Raw genomic sequence first — 18,093 nt, forward strand, 5'->3', positions numbered from 1 at the left:
GTGACCGGTGGCGCGCACGCACGAAGCGCGCCCCCCGGAGTGGGAGGCGCGCTTCGGCGAAGGGGCCGCGGGGTCAGAAGACGAAGACGCCTCGGGCGACCTTGCCCGCCTCGGCGTCCTCGACCGCGTGGTGGAAGTCGTCCAGGGCGTAGGTCTGGGTGACCAGTTCGTCGAGCCGCAGGGCGCCGGTCTTGTACAGGTCCGCGTAGCGCGCGATGTCGTACTGCGGGCGCGAAGAGCCGTAACGGCAGCCCATGATCGACTTGTCCAGGAACATCGAGGACACGTGGAAGGACGCCTCGGCGTCCGACGGCGCGACGCCCAGGATGATCGCCTGGCCGGCCCGCCCGAGCATGTCGATCGCGTTGCGGATCACCCCGACGTGCCCGACGCACTCGAACGCGTGGTCCACGCCGCCCGGAACCAGTTCCTGGACCGCCTTGACCGAGTCCTCGACCGCGCGCGCGTCCACGAAGTCGGTCGCGCCGAACTCGCGCGCCACCGCCTCCTTCGCCGGGTTCGCGTCCACGGCCACGATCCGCACCGCGCCCGCGAGCTTCGCGCCCTGGATCACGTTCAGGCCGATGCCGCCCGTGCCGATCACCGCGACGGTGTCGCCCGGCTGCACCTTCGCCCGGTTCAGCACCGCGCCCACGCCGGTCAGCACGCCGCAGCCGATCAGCGCGGCGGACGCGAGCGGGATGTCCTTGGGGATCTTGACCGCCTGGACACCCTTGACCACGATCTGCTCGGCGAACACCGACAGGCCCGCGAAGTTGTAGACCGGCTTGCCGCCGCGCGTGAACGGCTGGTTGAGCTGGCCGAAGCTCTTGGCACACATGGTCGGTCGACCCCGGTCGCACTCACGGCACGCGCCGCACGAGGCCAGCGTGGACAGCGCCACGTGGTCGCCGGGCTTGACGTGGGTGACCAGCTCGCCGACCGCCTCCACGACGCCCGCGCCCTCGTGCCCGAGCACGACCGGGGGCGGGAAGGGGATGGTGCCGTTGATCACCGAGATGTCGCTGTGGCACAGACCGGCCGCACCGATCTTCACCAGGACCTCGTTGGCCCCGGGTGCGCGCACCTCGAGGTCATCGACGATCGAGGCTTCCTTGCCGTCGAAAAGAACGCCCTTCACCGGTTCCTCCTCCATCGGAAATGGGCTGACGAGCCGGGGCGCTCGACGGCTTACCGGCCGGACCGGCTCCGGAGCTTCAAGCGCGCACGCGTACCCGCGCGGCACTCTAGCCCGGAACTGATGAGCAGTCAGCCGGTTGTGACAGTCCTCTCGTCACACCGCGACACCGCCTCTGAGCAGCCCGTCGATCACACACGTGTCGCATCGACGTACGGTTCATCACCCGTGTCACAGCGGCCACTTCACGAACCGCGCGGCGCACCGACCGCGTCCAGGATCCGGTGCATGGCCTCGACCGGAAGCGCCGGATTGCGCGCCGCGTACGGCCCGAGTTCGGCATCGTCCAGGAGTGCGAGCAGCCGATCCACCGGCACTGCCGGATGCCCGGCGAGCGCGGTTCGCACACACCGCTGCGGATCGGCGAGCAGCCCGAGCACCACGCCCGCCGGCGCGTCCGGATCGCGCAGCACGAGCTCGCGCATGCCCGGATCCGGATCGCCCGCGAACCGTGCGAGCCCGTGGGTCGGGAAACCCGCGCGGTAGATCAGCCGACTCCGCCCGCGACCGCGGAAGTCCCGATACGCCCGCAACAGCAACTCCGGCCCGACGCCTGCCTGGTGACGACAGGTCAGCACCCGCACCCCGAGATCGGGATCCACCGCCAGGAGACCGCGCGACCTTGCCGAAAGCCCGGCCGAGCCCGCCGCGATCCGCCGCAGCCCGGGATGTGCCGAGCGCGCCCACTCGTCCGGCGTACCCGCGAGGGGACGTGGCGAGTACCGAATCGCCTCGTCCAGGTCCTCCACCGCCGGCACCTCGTAGTGGATCGCCGCCCGCTGATCCTCCGTCAACTCCGATCGCATCGACACCCCGGTAGCGCACGCGCGGATCGGGATCGCGCGCCAGGACCGCCACCAGATCGGCCGAGAGATGTGGATTCCCGGCGGCGTAGTACCGGTAGTGCGGCGGCGCTTGACCCCAAACGATCCGCTCGGCGTCGGCGCGCGTGAGCGGGCGGCGGCAAATGGCCGATTCACTGCCTCGGTTGGTCGGCGCCCAGTCGATGTCGGTCAAGCATCGTCGTACATCCATCGCCGTCCTTCTGGCCCGTGTGCGGACCCTGCGCTCCCGGTCGACGGTCAGCACCACCCGATCGGCGCAGAGCAAACTCTCCCACCACCCGCACGCCATCGACCGCAGCTCCGCCTCCGGCCGCCGCGCGAACGATCGATAGATGTGCGACGGCATGCTCCCGGAGGCGAGAAGCTCCTGCATCACGTCGTCCCGGCTCAACACCTGATCGCCGTAACCGCTCTCCCACGACATCACGTGCGAAAGAAATCGCGCGTATCCGTCGTCCGGCAGCGGACGCGGGTCCCCGTCCGGATGGCGTACGCCACGGACCGTGCGGGCAATCACCCTCCGGTCCGGATCGCCGACCAGGCGCGCCCGCTGCGCCGGATCCACGTACGGATTGCCGGCCAACCCCATGCGCACCCAGCGGTCGGGATGCCCGACCATCGCCTCGATCACATCCTGCGGCAGGGCCGGCGCACCGGCGAGCCCGATGCGGGCGACCCGTCCCAGCTCACCGGTCAACGCCCGTAACAGGACCTCCCGCGGCGCCTCCGGATTCCCCAACACACCCTCGGCCCGCTCGTCGATCCCCGTCACGTCCCGCCCCCGCTCGGAATGTCCACGACGCCCAGGATCCACGGCTTCACCGCGACCGGAAGGCCGAAGCCTCCGGCCACCACCGACCCGCCCGAGTCGGTTCGTCCGCCTCAAGCGGTGTGCGGCGTGAAGACGACGGTCGAGGCGTCCCCATCCAGGGCGATGTTCAACGACGCGTCGAGCGCCTTCGCCAGGCGGGCGAGCAGCGGGAGGGTCGGTATCGTGCCGCCGAGTTCGATCTTGAAGATCTCCGGCTGCGTCATGTCCGCCCGCTTGCCGAGTTCGCTCTGCGAGATGCCCAGTGCGGTACGCCGCTCATAAACCGCCAGGCCGAGAACCGAAGCCATGCGGATCTCCACATGAATGGCCTGGGCCTCGGGCGATTCGGTGCCGCCGGCCACAAGCCTCCAGTCCCGAGTGAGCTTCCAGCGCGTATGGCTCATCAGGATTGTCCCTTCACGCAAGGATCATCCCCATACACAAGTGTATGGCCGGACATCCGAGGCGCGGCGGCCTCGGGTGGTGCGCCGGCCGGAAGGCCGTCGACCTCCGCGGTCACGCGCTGCACCCGAGCCCGGTGGGGCGCATGGTGCCGATGGGGCGGGCCGGCGGGTGCGCGGACGAATCGTGATCGGGGAAGCGAAATCGGTGCCCACAGGATATTGACGCCTCGTCCGACACTGATCACCCTGAGTGTGGCGGTCGTTCGCGAGGGGACGACGAGGCGCCCGGGACGTGCCCTGGGTTTCCTCGACGAAGTGGGACCGTCATCGTTCCGGGCCTCGTCGCGGTGCCCGGAACGCATGCGGGCCCCGGGACAGGGCGATCCTGTCCGGGGCCCGCACGCCGTCCGGTCTACGCGTGTTCGAGGTCCACGCCGACCCGGCCGACCCCGGACCAGCCGACCCGGCGACCCGGCGACCCGGCGACAGCCGACGCCGGTCGAATCGTCCCGTCCTACTTGATCGCCACCGGGTTCACCGGCGTGCCGACGCCGCCCACGAAGGGTTCCGGCGAGGCCTCCAGGAAGAACTCGTACACGCCGTCCGCCGCGCAGTCCTCGGACAGCTCCTCCAGGTTCCAGTTCTGCCCCTGGAGCATGCCCATCTCCACCAGGTGCAGCGCGTGCACCGCCATGAAGCAGTCCTCGATCTCCGGCGGGAAGACCTCGAAGGTCACGGTGTCGTTGGCCACCGCCGCCACGTCGCGCGCGTGGAACCACTCGGGCGTGCGCACCGACAGGCCCGGGCCGTAGAAGTACATGTCCTTCTCGCCCGCGAAGTACTGCCGGATCTGCCCCGTGCGCACCAGCACGATGTCACCCGCGCGGACCCGCACGTTGCCGAACTCCTCGGCCGCCTCCAGGTCGGCGGGGGTCACCGCGTACTCCGGCGGCAGGATGTCCAGGCCCTTGGCCCGCGCCACGTCGAGCAGCACGCCGCGCGAGACCAGCGTCTTGACGTTGTGGATGCCGAGCTTGCGCGCGCCGTCCTCCGCCGTGACCGTCTCCTTGGCCGAGTGGCCGTTGTACAGCCGGTCGTCGTAGGTCGCGTGGGTCAGCCCGTCCCAGTGCGTACCCGCCTGGATGCCCATCACCACCGAGTCGTCGCTGGTGGCCACCGTGCCGGGGCCGAAGACCTCGTGGTTGACCAGGAACGTGGTGCGCTTGGGGTTGTCCCGGCCCGGGATCATCCCGTTCTGGATGCCGTCCTCGCGCAGTTCCACGGCCAGCGAGAAGCGCTTGCCGGTGCGCACGCAGCCCGCCGCGGCCTTGACCACGTCGTCCGTGATCAGGTTGATCGTCCCGATTTCGTCCTCCCGGCCCCATCGGCCCCAGTTGTTCACACGAGCGGCGAGTTCATGAAACTCGGGGGGCAGCGACATAGGGGAGCCTCCTCCAGGCGGTGGTGACACGTGCCGATGGGCACGAATACCGACAGGCGCACTCTCGGAATCCGACGACCGCGCTGTCAAGTGCGTGTGTGGTGCTGCGTCGTGCTGTGTGCTGCGGCACTCTATCCAGGAAAACTAACGGATCGTCAGATAATGTCGGGAGGGCGTTCTCACAGGCTGCGCACCTTGCGTCCGCAAGGCTGCCGGACCTGTGCGGGCGGTCGCAGCGGTCCAGACCGCGACGACCGCGGAGCGCGCCACGACCGACCCCACCTGGGCCTCGGCCCTCGACTTCCGGGGCCTACTGGCGAGGCCACCGACAAGGAGCGGACAACACATGGGTGACTTCCTCACGGGCAAGGTAATCGCGGTCACCGGCGCCGGCCGGGGCATCGGCCGGGCCGTCGCACTCGCCGCCGCCGCGCACGGCGCCAAGGTGGTCGTGAACGACTACGGCGTCGCGATGGACGGCAGCGCGCCGACCAGCGAGGTCGCCGACGCCGTGGTGAAGGAGATCGAGGCGCTCGGCGGCGAGGCCGTCGCGGTCGCCGACTCCGTGGCCACGATGGAGGGCGGCGCCCGGATCGTGAACGCCGGCGTCGAGAAGTGGGGCCGGATCGACGGCGTCGTCACCGTCGCGGGCAACCTGCGCGAGCGCATGTTGTTCAACATGACCGAGGACGAGTGGGACAGCGTCATCGCCACCCACCTCAAGGGCACCTTCACCGTCGTGCAGGCCGCGTCCAAGGTGATGAAGACCCAGGGCTTCGGCTCGATCGTCGGCTTCACCTCCGGCGTGTACGCGCTCGGCTCGGTCGCCCAGGCGAACTACGCCGCGGCCAAGGGCGGCATCGTCTCGTTCGTGCGCTCCGCCGCGCTGGGCCTGAACAAGTACGGCGTCAACGCCAACTGCGTCGCGCCGGTGGCCCGGACCCGGATGTCCGAGGGTGTCCCGCAGACGCTCAAGGAGATCGGCGACCCCGAGGACGTCGCGGAACTGGTGGTCTTCCTGCTCTCCGACCACGCCAAGAACATCACCGGTCAGGTGTACACGACCGCCGGCCCCAAGATCGCGCTGTGGGACCAGCCGCACGAGATCAAGACGATGTACGCGGCCGACCGCTGGACGGCCGAGGAGATCGCCGAGAAGCTGCCCACCCAGATCGGCCAGGACCCGATGCCGGTACTCGCGCAGCTCAAGGAGTACGCGGCCGCCGCGGCCAAGAAGAAGGCCGCCGAGGCCGCTGCCGCCGCCGGCAACTGACCCAGTCCTCGGCAGGCGGTGCGCGCGGGGTTCGAAGTCGTGAACGGCGAACCCCGCGCGCCGCTGTCCGTGCACCCCCCGCGAGATTGGACAGGCTGTGGATTTCCGGTACAGCGCCGAGGACGAGGAGTTCCGGGCCGAGGTCCGCGAGTGGCTCCGGGAGAACCTCTCCGGTGAGTTCGCCGCGGCCGTCGGTACCGGCGGTCCCGGCAGCGAGCACGAGCACTTCGAGATCCGCCGCGCCTGGGAGCTGCGCCTGGGCGAGGGCGGCTGGATCGGCTTGGACTGGCCCAAGCGATTCGGGGGCCGCGAGGCGTCCTTGATGCAGCAGGTGATCTTCGGCGAGGAGTACGCCCGCGCCCAGGCTCCCGGCCGGGTCAACCACATGGGCGAGAACCTGCTCGGCCCGACCGTGCTCGCGTTCGGCACCGAGGAGCAGAAGGCCCGCTTCCTGCCCGCCATCGCGCGCGGCGAGGAGCTGTGGTGCCAGGGCTACTCGGAGCCGGGCGCCGGTTCCGACCTGGCCAACCTGCGCACCACCGCGACCGTCGACCCCGAGTCCGGCGACTGGCTGATCACCGGCCAGAAGGTGTGGACCTCGCTCGCGCACGAGGCGAACTGGTGCTTCGTGCTGGCCCGCACCGATCCCGCGTCGCAGCGGCACAAGGGCATCACGTTCCTGCTCGCGCCGATGGACCAGCCGGGCATCGAGATCCGCCCGATCGTGCAGTTGACCGGCACCAGCGAGTTCAACGAGGTGTTCTTCGACCACGCCCGCGCGCGAGCCGAGCACGTGGTCGGCGAGGTCGGCGCGGGCTGGGGCGTGGCGATGGGCCTGCTCGCGTTCGAGCGCGGAGTCTCCACGTTGGCCCAGCAGATCGGCTTCGAGATCGAGTTGGACAACGTGGTCGCCGAGGCGAAGGCGAACGGCGCGATCGAGGACCCGGTACTGCGCGACCGACTGCTGCAGAGCTGGATCGACCTCAAGGTGCTGCGCTGCAACGCGCTGCGCACGCTCGGCTCGCCCGATCCCGGCGCGGCCTCGGTGGCCAAGCTGGTGTGGGCGGGCTGGCATCAGCGGCTCGGCACGCTCGCGATGGACGTGGCCGGCCCCGAGGCCACCCTGGCCGCCGAGGCACCGTACGAACTGTCCGCCGCGCAACGCCTGTTCCTGTTCACCAAGTCCGACACCATCTATGGCGGGTCGAACGAGGTACAGCGCAACATCATCGCCGAGCGTGTCCTCGGCATGCCCCGTGAACCGCGAGGAGACGCCAAGTGAGTTCCTTGAGTCAACCTCTATGCAGCCGAGGACTTACTGGTGGCCATGTTGATTTTGCCGTTGGCTTGGTGGGTTTCGCGGTCGTAGCAGGTTCCGTCGCGCCAGCAGGCCCATATGACGCGCAGCCAGGCTCGGGCGAGGATGCGTGTGGCGTGGGGGTGTCGTTTCTGGCGGGCGCGGGCGTCGGTGTAGATCTTCGCGGCCCACTCGCTGCCGTGTCGGCTGTTGTCGGCGAAGGTGGTCAGGGCGAGGCGGGCTCTTCGGTTGGTCGCGAAGCGGAAGGTCACCGCGCGGGACTTGCCGGAGGCGCGGGTGACGGGCACGACGCCGGCCTCGGCGATGAGTTGTTCGCAGGTCCGGGCGCGTTCCAGGAGCGGGCCGATCTCGCCGACGATCTGGCCGAGGTTGACCTTGCCGATGCGTGGCATGGACGCGAACAGCGGTGCGTAGGGGTGGGTTTCGACCGCGTCGGCGATGGCCTTGTCGAGCAGGCGGATGGTTGTGCGTATGCCCTGAACGAGTTGGACCTGGACGCGGATCAGCCGCTCGACGACCACCTCGCCGAGCCGGGAGGCCGCGGTCGGGGCCGAACGCAGACGTTCGATGAGCACGCTGCCGGGTCGCTTGCCCGAGTAACCCCGGCGCTTGCACCAGGCTTGAAGGCGTCCGGCAGTCAACTTGGCGGCGGAGGCCGGGGTGGGGTATCGCTCCAGGAACGCGAGGGCGATGTCGCTGTCGAGGTCGGCGAACACCGCCTTGCCGCCGGGCCAATGCATGTCGAGCAGCGCGGCGAGTTGGTTGGTCGCCGCGACGCGGGCCTCGATGTGGTCGGCGCGCTGTCGGGTGAGCGCCTGGAGGTCCATGGTGGCCTGCTCGGTGGGTTCCAGGCGGGGCAGCATGTGGCCGTCGGTGCGCAGGTAGTCGGCGAGTTTCATGCTGTCGCCGGCGTCGGTCTTGGCCTTGGATGCGCCCCAACGCGCCCGCATCGCGTGGAAGGCGTTCGGGTGCACCGGTACCACCGGGTGCCCGGCGGCGAGGAGTCGGTCCACCGCCAGACCGCGGGTGGTCTCGATCGCGACCGGGAGATCCGCCGGGGCTCCGTGTTTCCGCAGTCGGGCCAGGGTCTTGGTGAACCCCTCCTCGGTGTGGGCGAACTCCCAGCGGTCGACGCGCTTTCCGGTGTCGTCCATGACGGTGACGTCGTGGGTCTCGGTCGCCCAGTCCCATCCGATGAACACGAAAGAAGTACTCCTGTGCCTGTGATGGAGCACCTGCTCGGGGGTGAGGTCGTCTGCCGGGAGCTCATTAATCGGCCCTCTGTGGGGCGTGTCCCTGAAGCCGATCAGACGGCCTCGGTCCGGTGGGGCCGGCGGAACTCACTTTGGCCGTCGAACGGCTCGCGCCACAGGCCGTGCACCCACCGGGACCGAGAGGTCACAACCCTACTCGTGAAGGCTGCACAAAGGATGGTCCTCTAATGAGCCCCACCCCCGCCCCCGCCTACGTCGAGGGCCACGGCCTGTTGGCCGGCAAGACCGTCCTGATCACCGCCGCGGCCGGCACCGGGATCGGCTTCGCCGCGGCCAAGCGCGCCGCGGAGGAGGGCGCCGTGATCGCGATCAGCGACAAGCACGAGCGCCGCCTCGGCGAGGCCGCCGACGAACTCGCCAAGCTGATCGGGTCCCGCCCGCTCGCCGTCCCGTGCGACGTCACGGTCGAGGACGAGGTGCAGCACCTGATCGACACGGCCGCGCGCGAACTCGGCGGCATCGACGTGCTGATCAACAACGCCGGGCTCGGTGGCGAGGCCAACCTCGTCGACATGACCGACGCGCAGTGGGACCTGGTGATGAACGTGACGCTGAACGGCACGTTCCGCTGCACCCGGGCGGCGCTGCGGCACATGCAGCCGCGCGGCAAGGGTGTGATCGTCAACAACGCCTCGGTGCTCGGCTGGCGCGCGCAGAAGGGTCAGGCGCACTACGCCGCGGCCAAGGCCGGTGTGATGGCGCTGACCCGGTGCTCCGCCGTGGAGGCGGCCGAGTTCGGCGTACGGGTCAACGCGGTCGCGCCGAGCATCGCGATGCACGCGTTCCTGGCCAAGGCCTCGTCCGAGGAACTGCTCGACGAGCTGTCCTCGCGCGAGGCGTTCGGGCGCGCGGCCGAGCCGTGGGAGGTCGCGAACGTGATGGTCTTCCTCGCGTCGGACTACTCGTCGTACATGACCGGCGAGGTCGTCTCGGTCAGCTCGCAACGCGCCTGACGACACGTCACTCCGGCGGCCTGACGGCACGTCACGTCGGCGTGGTGACGGCGCATCACGTCGGCGCGCGCGGCGACCCATCGCGCCGCGCGCCGGCCGCCACACCTCTGACGTCTCGTCAAGAACGGCGCCTGGGCCCGGGTATCAGTCCCCGCAGGGACCGACCCGGGCTTTCGCGCGCGCCGGCCCAATCCGGCCCGCGGCTGCCACGCGCCAGGAAGTCGAGGATGTCGGGAAGCAGTTCACTGACTCGGTACGGCGGCCCCTCGGCATCGCCGCCATCGGGGTCCGGGCGGTCCGCGTCGTCCGGCTCGCGTGCCGACCACTCGAACCCGCACCACGGGTGATCACGACCACATTGCGGGCAAGCTTTTCCGCTCATGTCCACCCACGATAGGTGGTCGATCGCGGACGCGCCGTAACTTTTCCGGACTTGTCCAGAACCGGTTCGTCGGTCGCGCCCCGGCCGTGCCCGGCGCGCACGCGGGAGCGAGACGGGGCCCACACATCTATTGCCGACCGCCACTCGAAATGAACCGAGGCCGGTGTTACTTTGATCTGACTATCCGTCAGGTTCTGTGCCGGCTGCCTCACCTGCACGTACACAGGTGAGGCTGCCGGCATGGGCGCGCCCCGAAAGGCGACCCGTGGACTTCGACTTCTCCCCCGACCAGACCGCGTTCAGCGAGACGGTCGAGCGGTTTCTCGACGCCAATCCCGACCCTGAAGTGTTCGATGTCACCCGGGAGAACATGGCCCAGGTCGTCGACACCCCCGCACGCCGCGCGTACATGCGCAAGATGGCCGACCAAGGCTGGCTCGGCATCACCTGGCCCGAGGAATGGGGCGGCCAGGACGGCGACGGGGTCTACGAATACCTGCTCAACGAAGCCCTCGCCGGGCGCGGTGGACCGCAGATCGGCAAGGGCGTCGGCATCATCGGCAAGACCCTGCTCGCGCACGGCAGCGACAAGCTCAAGGCCGAGTTCCTGCCGAAGATCCTCAACAACGAGGTCGAGTTCGCGGTCGGCTACAGCGAGCCCGAGGCGGGCTCCGACGCCGCCTCGATGAAGCTGCGCGCGGTTCGCGACGGCGCGGGCTGGCGGCTCAACGGCCAGAAGACCTGGACCACCTCGGCGCACTTCGCCGAGTGGTACTGGGTCGGCGCGCGCACCGATCCCGACGCGCCCAAGCACCACGGCATCACGCTGTTCCTGGTGCCGATGGACCACCCGGGCATCACCGTCCGGGGCATCTGGACGATGGGCGACGAGCGCACCAACGACGTCTTCTTCGACGACGTGTGGGTCTCCGACGAGTATGTGGTCGGCGAGCTGAACAAGGGCTTCCAGTACATCTCCCAGGCGCTCGACCTGGAACGCTTCACGATGTTCTCGTTCGCCCCGATCCAGCAGCGCCTGAACGTGCTCACCGAGTACGTCAAGGAGGCCACCCGCGACGACGAGCCGCTGCGCGAGGACCCGATCGTGCGCAAGCAGTTGGCCACGCTGGTCACCGAGGCCGCCGTCGCCCGTCTGCTCGGACTGCGCGTGGTGGCCGCCGCGGCCGGTGGCGGAAAACCGCCCACGGTCGAGGCGTCCGGCTACAAGCTGTACGCCACCGAGCTGTCCAAGCGGCTCGCGAACGCGTCGATGGACATCGCCTCGCCGGGCACCCAGTTGCGGGTGGGCACCGAGGACGCGCCGATGACCGGTCGCGCCGACTCGACCTACCGCTACACCGTGCTCGACACCATCGGCGGCGGCACCTCCGAGGTGCAGAAGAACATCATCGCCCGCCGCGGTCTCGGCCTTCCCAAGAACTTCTGACGGGGCCGCGGTCATGTCCGGAGAGTTCCTGGAAGGCGTCACGGTGTTGGATCTCGCGAGCGTGGGCCCCGCCGCCCGCGCCTCGCGCTGGTTGGCGGACTACGGGGCCGAGGTGATCAAGGTCGGCCCGGTCCCGGCCAAGAGCGGCGTGCAGATCGCGCCGCCCTACTACTCGTACAGCGCGCATCGGCGGATGAAGCGCGTGCTGGTCGACATGAAGGCGCCCGAGGGCCGCGAGGCGTTCCTGACCCTGGTCGAGGGCGCCGACGTGGTGATCGAGAGCTTCCGCCCGGGTGTGGTGGACCGCCTGGGCATCGGCCCGGACGCGGCCGCGGCGCGCAACCCGCGAATCGTCTACTGCTCGACGTCCGGCTTCGGTCAGGCCGGCCCGCACGCGCAACAGGCCGGGCACGACCTGAACTACCTGGGCGTGGGCGGCTTCCTGCACATGTCCGGGCCCGGCGCGGACGGCGGTCCGCCGATCCCGGGCGCGACCGTGGCGGACAGCGCGGGCGGCGGCATGCACGCGGTGATCGCGATCATGGGCGCGCTGTTCCGCCGGCAGCGCACCGGCGAGGGCGCCCGGCTGGACGTCTCGGTGGCCGACGGAATGCTCGCGCTGATGGCGCTGGGCGTGGACGAGTACCTGGCCACCGGCGTCGAACCCGAGCCCAGGCACGGCATCCTGACCGGCCGCTACGCGTGCTACGACACCTACCGCGCGCGGGACGGCAAGTGGCTCGCGGTGGCCGCGATCGAGGGTCGCTTCTGGGCGAACCTGTGCCGGCTGACCGGGCTGGACAAGTGGGCCCCGCGCCAGCTCGACGACGACGCGCAGGACGCGATCCGGGCCGATCTGGCGGCGGCCTTCGCCACTCGCGACCGGGACGACTGGGTGGCCGAGCTGGCCCCCGCCGACACCTGTGTGTCGGCGGTGCTGTCGGTGCCGGAACTGCTGGAGGACCCGCAGTACCTGGCGCGCGACGCGTTCACCACCGCCAAGCACCCGGTCCAGGGCGAGTTCCGCCAGGTGGGCCCGGTGCTGGCCGGCCAGCAGGCACCCGCGGACCCGTACCCGGTCCGGGAATCGGGGATCACCGACACCGACGAGCTGCTCGCCTCGGCCGGGCTGAGCCCGGACCGCATCGCCGAGCTTCGCGCTTCAGGAGTGGTCGCATGACGGCACAAGACACCGCGCTGCCCGAGGACGTGGCGGCGCTCATCGGCAAGGTCCAGTACGAGAAGCGGGGTGACTTCCCCGCCGAGCGCGGCTACATCTGGACCTCGTGCGCGTCCGTGCAGAACGGCAACCCGCTGTTCTGGGACGAGGCGGTCGCGAAGGAGGTGACCGGGGGTCCGATCGCCCCGCTGAGCCTGCTGTCCGCGTGGGCCCGCCCGCACTACTGGGCGCCCGGCGCGGAGGGCGAGCAACTCTCCCTCCAAGTGCACTTCGACCTCAAGATCCGCTTCGAACTGCCCGAGGCGATCATGACCGACAACACCAACGTCTTCCATGAACCGGTACGCCTGGGCGACATCGTGACGTCGCATCAGGTGCTCCGCTCGGTCAGCCCGGAGAAGCGCACCAAGCTCGGGATCGGCCGCTTCTGGGTGATCGACGTCGAGTACCACAACCAGGACGGCGCCCTGCTCGGCACCGAGTCCTACACCGGCTACGGCTACCGGCGGGAGGCCACCGGATGAGCGACCTGACTCTGGACCAGTTGGCCAAGGGCGACGCGCTGCCCACGTTCGGCGTCGACGTCACCGCGACCACGGTCATCCTGGGCGCGCTGGCCAGCCGCGACTGGCGGCCGATGCACCACGACTACAAGTTCGCGGTGGAGCGCCAGGGCGTGCAGGACATCTTCCTGAACACCCCGAACCAGGCCGCCTGGTTCGAGCGCTACCTCAACGACTGGACCGGTCCCAAGGGCCGGATCGGCCGGATGGTGTTCCGGATGACCAAGCCGGTCTTCCCCGGCGACCACATGCTGCTCACCGGCACGGTGGACGACGTCTCGGTGGACGAGGCCGGCTGCGGCTGGGTCCGCGCCGAGATCTCGCTGACCGTGGACGGCGCGCCCCGCACCACGGCCACCGCGCGAATCGCGTTGCCCACCACCCCCGACGACAACCCGTGGGACCGGCGCGGCGAGCGCTGGAAGCCCTAGAGGAGACGCGCGATGGACCTCGATTTCACCCAGGAACAGGACATCCTCCGGGAGACCGTGCGCGGCCTGACGGCCCGTCACGCCGACCTCTCCGTCGTTCGCGAGTTGGAGAACGACCCGGTCGGCTACCCCAAGGACTTCTGGAAGAAGCTCGGCGAGTCCGGCCTGACCGGCCTGACCCTGCCCGAGAAGTGGGGCGGGTCGGAGATGACCACGCTCGACGCGGCCGTGGTCTACCAGGAGTTCGGGCGTTCGCTGGCGCCGACTCCGCACTTCGTCAGCTCGGTCCTGGTCGGCGGCGTGCTCGCCGCGGCCGGGTCCGACGAGCAGCGGCAGAAGTACCTGCCGGGCATCGCGGCCGGCACCACCATCGCGAGCGTCGCGTGGCTGGAGCCGGACCGCGGCTACGGCGGCAAGGGCGTGGCGCTGGCGGCCCGCGCGGACGGCGACGGCCACGTGTTGTCCGGTACGAAGCGGCACGTCGCGTACGCGTCGTCGGCCGATGTGCTGCTCGTGCTCGCCCGGACCGGCACCGCGGGAACCCCGGGCGACCCCGCCCAGGGCGTGTCGCTGTTCCTGGTCGACCCGAAGGCGGCCGGAGTCACTTTGACCCAGCAGACCACGATCGCCTCGGACACCCAGTATCGGGTCGAACTGGCGGACGTACGCGGCGAGTTGGTCGGCTCGGCCGGAGCCGGCTGGCCGGTCTGGTCGGACGTGCTGCACGACGGCCTGATCCTGCTCGCGGCCCAGGCCGTCGGCGGCGCCAAGCGCGCCCTGGAGATCACCGTCGAATACGCCAAGCACCGCAAGCAGTTCGACAAGCCGCTCGGCGCGTTCCAGGCCATCGCGCACAACCTGGCCGACGCCTCGACCGCCGTGGACGGCGCCGAGACGCTGGTCTGGGAGGCCGCCTGGTCCCGGGACAAGGGCCGCGACACCGCGCGCCTGGCCCCGATGGCCAAGCTCTTCGCCGCCCGCACCTACCGCGAGGTCACCGACCTGGCGGTACACGTACACGGCGGCATGGGCTTCACCCTGGAATGCGACGTACAGCTCTACTTCCGCCGGGCCAAGTCCCTCCAACTCAACTGGTGGGACGACCGCTACCTGGAAGACCTGATCGCGGCGGACGTCCTCGACAAGGCCTGACCCCGACACACGCCACGAAGGCGGCTCCGACTCCGGTCGGAGCCGCCTTCGTGGTGTGTTGGGGTGTGGGTGGATCGAGGCCATCGTGGACCGGGCGGCTCCGGGGCGGGCGATCGCGCGCCCGCCGAAGGGGTCGTCGCCATGGGCGACGGCTCGGCTGCCCGCCGTCGGTCACCCGAAAGTGGGGTTTCGGGGCATTCACCCGGGTGCGTGCGCCCATCGTCGTCACCCTGACGCCATGGGCAACTCTCGGTTCGCGGCGCGGTGTCTGCTGGTGGTGTGTGGATGCCTGCCGGTCCTGGCCGCCGCCGGCGACGCGTTCGCCGACGAACGCACCGCCGTGAACGTGGAGGCCCGCCCCGACCCGGCCGCAACGGGCCGACCGGCCGGGCCCGTGGGCTCACGTACGCAGGTGCACACCGGCCGCGTACACGTCGTGTACCAACCCGGCGTGCTGACCGCCGTCCGGATCGGCGACGACGTCTCGGTGACCGTGCGTCCCGGATGCGGCTGCCCGGCCGGGCCCGGCACGACGCCCCCCGCCACGCCGTCGCACCGTCCGCCGGCGACCGAGCCGGCCGTACCGCCCACCGGCAAGCCGGCGTCACCCGCGCCACCGGCCATCGCCGCGACCGGGCAGGCCGCCGGCCCATCCTCCGGAACCCGACCGCCGCCCGCCGCGCCCATGCGCCGCCCGTACGCCTCCGCTGCGGTCGACGCACTGCCCGAGGCACCGGGCACCACCGCGCCCGTCGCCGAACCACCCGCCACCCGGCGGCCGTTGCGCACCACCACCGTGCCGCCCGAGGACGAGGCGTCACCCCCGGGATTCACCGACGGGATCACGCCGGTCCTGGTCGTGTCGATCCTCCCCGCCGCGCTGGCGGCGCTGCTTCCGAACCCGGCCCGACGAGGAGTACGGACGTGATCATCTGGATCCTCGGCGCCCTTCTCGGCGCCGGCATCGCCGCGGCGGCCGTCGTCCTGATGAGCCGCACCGAACGCGCCAAGGACAGCGGCTTCGACGGCCAACTGCTGTCCTTCTGCGGCGGAGCCGTCCTGTCCTCCTTCGTGCTGCTGACCAGTTTCCAGATCGTCGGAGCGTGGGAACTCCAGTCCACGGTCCGCCAACACGCGAGCGACGAGGCGCGCGTGCTGACCAAGACCTACGCGGCGGCCGGCCAACTTCCGCCACCCGACCGAGACTTCGTTCGCACCGGGCTGCGCGACTACACCCGCACGGTGATCGACAAGGAATGGTCGGCGATGGCCGACAAGCACGAGACCCCGCTCGCGTGGCGCCAACTCGACCGGATCGCGGCCCGCGTCGGCACGGTCTCGGAGACGGCGCACGATCGGGCCGTCGACACCCAGGCGGCCGTGGCCGACCTGTACGTCAAGCGCCACGTCCGCCTCGCCGACCCGGCCTCCACCACACCGATCGTGCTACCGGTGGCCATGATCGTCGCCGGCATCTTCGCCATCGTCTTCCCGGCGCTCGTCGTCCCGACCGCAGACCGCCGCCACGTCATCGCCCTCGCCTTCGTGGGCACGATCGTCGCCTTCGGAATCCTGCTCGTCCTCCAACTACGAAACCCCTACACCGACCCCCTCGCCGTACACCCGACCGCCTTCCGCGCAGCCCTCACCCGCTACGCCCAACTGGGATGACGGGGGCGACCCGACTGAGCGACCCAGCGCCCCCTTTCGCCCACACGCACCTCTACCGGCAGTTGCCCAGCACTCGCTCGAACACCCGGCGGGTGGAGTCGTCCCGATCCGGGATCGCGAACACGACCTGTTCGAAGACCCCCGCGAACCCGCCGCGCAAGTGCACCGCGAACGCCGCCGCGACCTCCGCCGGTTCGTTGCCGAACACACCGCACCCCCACGCACCCAGCACGAGACGGGATTCGCCCTGATGGGCCGCAACGGCGAGCACACCACGTGCCCGGGTCGCCAACACGCCCGCGATCCTGCCGACCGCGCTCGGCCGATCCCGCTCGATCGCCCCCCGATTCGGCGCGGCCGACGTCAGAAACGCCACCCGCAACGGCACGGGCAACCACGAACCATCGTCCCGGCGAAACACCGGAACCCCCGGCGTATGCACGACCCGATCGCTGTAGAACGGGTCGCGATCGTTCCGGTGCGCCTCGTAGAACTCGGGACACCGGATCAACGCGTCGTACAGGCCACTCGACCGGGCCAGGCTCTCCTCCTGCGCCTGCGCCCCACGTTCGACTCCCCCTCCCGGATTCCGAGCCGACGCGAAGTTCAGCGCCGCGACAGGTCCGCCCCCGCCCAGCCGCTCCACGGCCTCCAGCGTGGTCTCCCGCACCACCTCGATCCGGGTGTCCCCCGAGCCCCGGGGAAAGCCCAGACCACGAAGCTCCTCGGCACCGAAGAGCCGAATCCCCCGACCCATCTCACTGAGCCCGGCCGATAGATCCACCCGCCTCCCGCCATACGCGTACCAGCCCTGATCCAAGGCCGCCCGCGTCTCCCGCCACCTTTCCCGCAACGCCGAACGCACCCTTACCGAACCCCCACCCTTTCGCCACCGGTTCACGATCGACCGCGAACCCCACAGACCCCGAAACGAACTGTGCCGCACACGCGTCGGTAGCGCGCGCCGGTCACACCCCGCATCCGGTGCGACCCCTACGCCGCCCCGGCCCCTACTCGGCTCGCCCGTACCGCAGCAGCGCCACCCCGTTGCCGAAGGTTCGGGACTCCACGAGGCGAAGCGCGGTCCGGGTGTCCGTCGCCCCGAACATCGGCTTCCCACGTCCGATCAGCATCGGATGGACGTAGACCGCGTACTCGTCGATCAGATCCAGTCGCCGGAACGTGGCCGCCAGATCCGCGCCACTGAGCGCGAGGTCGCCGCCCGGCTCCGCCTTGAGCGCCATGATCTCCTCGGCCACCACCTCCCGCTTGATCGTGGTGTTCCAGTCGGCGTGCTCCAGCGTCCTGGAGAACACGATCTTGGGCATGTCCCGCCAGATGCCGGCGAACTCGACCATGGTCTCCGAACTGGACGGGTCGGCATCGGCCGTCGGCCAGAACCCCGCCATGAGCTCGTGGGTGACCCGTCCGCTCAAGAAGCCGCCCATGGTCTTGAGCAGGTTGTTGAAGTACCCGTGCAATTCCTCGTCGACCCGATGCCAGTCGATCTCCCGATTCGGCCCCTCGATGAAGCCGTCGAGGGAGATCGACGAGGTGTAGATGATCTTTCGCATGGCACGCACCTCATCGAACTCGTCCGCGACCGGCACTCGGGACGGTCTCCCGGTGCTTCTTCGGCCGGAGAGTCCCCGCGGACCGTGCCACTCATGCCGCCGCCGTCACCGACACCACCGCCGGCACCACCACCGGCCGGGCCCGGCTCCCGGCCCCCGCGCGCGCCCGACCACCC

17 protein-coding genes are annotated in these 18,093 nt (G+C 70.3%); 10 read left to right on the forward strand and 7 right to left on the reverse strand.

The annotated features are described in order from the left end of the window. Nucleotides 1–73 precede the first annotated feature (73 nt). From OG948_RS16285 to OG948_RS16300, 4 genes are all read right to left on the reverse strand, one after another. Nucleotides 74–1,141, reverse strand: a complete 1,068-nt coding sequence (locus OG948_RS16285) for a Zn-dependent alcohol dehydrogenase (RefSeq protein ID WP_402234589.1) — start codon at nucleotides 1,139–1,141, stop codon at nucleotides 74–76. A gap of 242 nt (nucleotides 1,142–1,383) precedes the next feature. Next, nucleotides 1,384–2,010 (reverse strand): hypothetical protein, encoded by a 627-nt coding sequence (locus OG948_RS16290; RefSeq protein ID WP_406297263.1) that lies wholly within the window; start codon nucleotides 2,008–2,010, stop codon nucleotides 1,384–1,386. 915 nt (nucleotides 2,011–2,925) lie between these two features. Next, nucleotides 2,926–3,258 carry a helix-turn-helix transcriptional regulator gene (locus tag OG948_RS16295; protein ID WP_406297264.1) on the reverse strand — a complete coding sequence of 111 codons (333 nt, stop codon included), beginning with the start codon at nucleotides 3,256–3,258 and terminating at the stop codon, nucleotides 2,926–2,928. Nucleotides 3,259–3,772: 514 nt separating this feature from the next. Then, a complete protein-coding gene (locus OG948_RS16300) occupies nucleotides 3,773–4,699 on the reverse strand; it encodes a cyclase family protein (RefSeq protein ID WP_406297265.1) in 927 nt (308 codons plus the stop codon). Between the two features lie 346 nt (nucleotides 4,700–5,045). Here OG948_RS16300 and OG948_RS16305 point away from each other — a divergent pair, with 346 nt between their 5' ends. Both OG948_RS16305 and OG948_RS16310 read left to right on the forward strand, forming a co-directional pair. Beyond that, nucleotides 5,046–5,972: an SDR family oxidoreductase gene (locus tag OG948_RS16305; protein WP_395866956.1), complete on the forward strand. Its 927-nt coding sequence runs from the start codon at nucleotides 5,046–5,048 to the stop codon at nucleotides 5,970–5,972. 97 nt (nucleotides 5,973–6,069) lie between these two features. Next, nucleotides 6,070–7,254 (forward strand): acyl-CoA dehydrogenase family protein, encoded by a 1,185-nt coding sequence (locus tag OG948_RS16310; RefSeq protein ID WP_406297266.1) that lies wholly within the window; start codon nucleotides 6,070–6,072, stop codon nucleotides 7,252–7,254. A 17-nt stretch (nucleotides 7,255–7,271) separates the two neighbouring features. On the opposite strand, the gene OG948_RS16315 is transcribed toward OG948_RS16310, so the two are convergent. Next, the gene (locus OG948_RS16315) at nucleotides 7,272–8,492 is read right to left on the reverse strand and encodes an IS110 family transposase (protein WP_331770323.1); all 1,221 of its coding nucleotides are present in this window, start codon (nucleotides 8,490–8,492) and stop codon (nucleotides 7,272–7,274) included. Nucleotides 8,493–8,731: 239 nt separating this feature from the next. On the opposite strand from OG948_RS16315, the gene OG948_RS16320 reads away from it, so the two are divergent. The 8 genes from OG948_RS16320 to OG948_RS16355 all read left to right on the forward strand — a co-directional run bounded on the left by OG948_RS16320 (nucleotide 8,732) and on the right by OG948_RS16355 (nucleotide 16,343). Further along, nucleotides 8,732–9,517: an SDR family oxidoreductase gene (locus OG948_RS16320; RefSeq protein WP_402234582.1), complete on the forward strand. Its 786-nt coding sequence runs from the start codon at nucleotides 8,732–8,734 to the stop codon at nucleotides 9,515–9,517. A gap of 647 nt (nucleotides 9,518–10,164) precedes the next feature. Next, nucleotides 10,165–11,346 carry an acyl-CoA dehydrogenase family protein gene (locus OG948_RS16325; protein ID WP_395866951.1) on the forward strand — a complete coding sequence of 394 codons (1,182 nt, stop codon included), beginning with the start codon at nucleotides 10,165–10,167 and terminating at the stop codon, nucleotides 11,344–11,346. 13 nt (nucleotides 11,347–11,359) lie between these two features. Next, the gene (locus OG948_RS16330; protein ID WP_402234580.1) at nucleotides 11,360–12,526 is read left to right on the forward strand and encodes a CaiB/BaiF CoA transferase family protein; all 1,167 of its coding nucleotides are present in this window, start codon (nucleotides 11,360–11,362) and stop codon (nucleotides 12,524–12,526) included. Continuing rightward, nucleotides 12,523–13,050 carry a MaoC family dehydratase N-terminal domain-containing protein gene (locus tag OG948_RS16335; protein ID WP_406297267.1) on the forward strand — a complete coding sequence of 176 codons (528 nt, stop codon included), beginning with the start codon at nucleotides 12,523–12,525 and terminating at the stop codon, nucleotides 13,048–13,050. Before OG948_RS16330 ends, OG948_RS16335 begins: the two co-directional genes overlap by 4 nt. After that, nucleotides 13,047–13,520: a hypothetical protein gene (locus OG948_RS16340; protein WP_406297268.1), complete on the forward strand. Its 474-nt coding sequence runs from the start codon at nucleotides 13,047–13,049 to the stop codon at nucleotides 13,518–13,520. Before OG948_RS16335 ends, OG948_RS16340 begins: the two co-directional genes overlap by 4 nt. Before the next feature lie 12 nt (nucleotides 13,521–13,532). Further along, on the forward strand, nucleotides 13,533–14,672 hold the full coding sequence (locus OG948_RS16345) for an acyl-CoA dehydrogenase family protein (protein ID WP_406297269.1): 1,140 nt from the start codon (nucleotides 13,533–13,535) through the stop codon (nucleotides 14,670–14,672). Nucleotides 14,673–14,910: 238 nt separating this feature from the next. Continuing rightward, entirely contained in the window at nucleotides 14,911–15,600 is a 690-nt protein-coding gene (locus OG948_RS16350) for a hypothetical protein (protein ID WP_406297270.1), read from the forward strand. Then, the gene (locus OG948_RS16355; protein WP_406297271.1) at nucleotides 15,597–16,343 is read left to right on the forward strand and encodes a hypothetical protein; all 747 of its coding nucleotides are present in this window, start codon (nucleotides 15,597–15,599) and stop codon (nucleotides 16,341–16,343) included. The genes OG948_RS16350 and OG948_RS16355 overlap by 4 nt, the downstream gene beginning before the upstream one ends. A gap of 52 nt (nucleotides 16,344–16,395) precedes the next feature. On the opposite strand, the gene OG948_RS16360 is transcribed toward OG948_RS16355, so the two are convergent. After that, entirely contained in the window at nucleotides 16,396–17,244 is an 849-nt protein-coding gene (locus OG948_RS16360) for a TIGR02452 family protein (protein WP_406297272.1), read from the reverse strand. 109 nt (nucleotides 17,245–17,353) lie between these two features. After that, nucleotides 17,354–17,917, reverse strand: coding sequence for a dihydrofolate reductase family protein (locus OG948_RS16365; RefSeq protein WP_406297273.1), 564 nt, complete (start codon nucleotides 17,915–17,917; stop codon nucleotides 17,354–17,356). Nucleotides 17,918–18,093 lie beyond the last annotated feature (176 nt).

Origin of the sequence: Embleya sp. NBC_00888, assembly GCF_045207655.1 — a bacterium.
Taxonomy (GTDB): Bacteria; Actinomycetota; Actinomycetes; order Streptomycetales; family Streptomycetaceae; genus Embleya.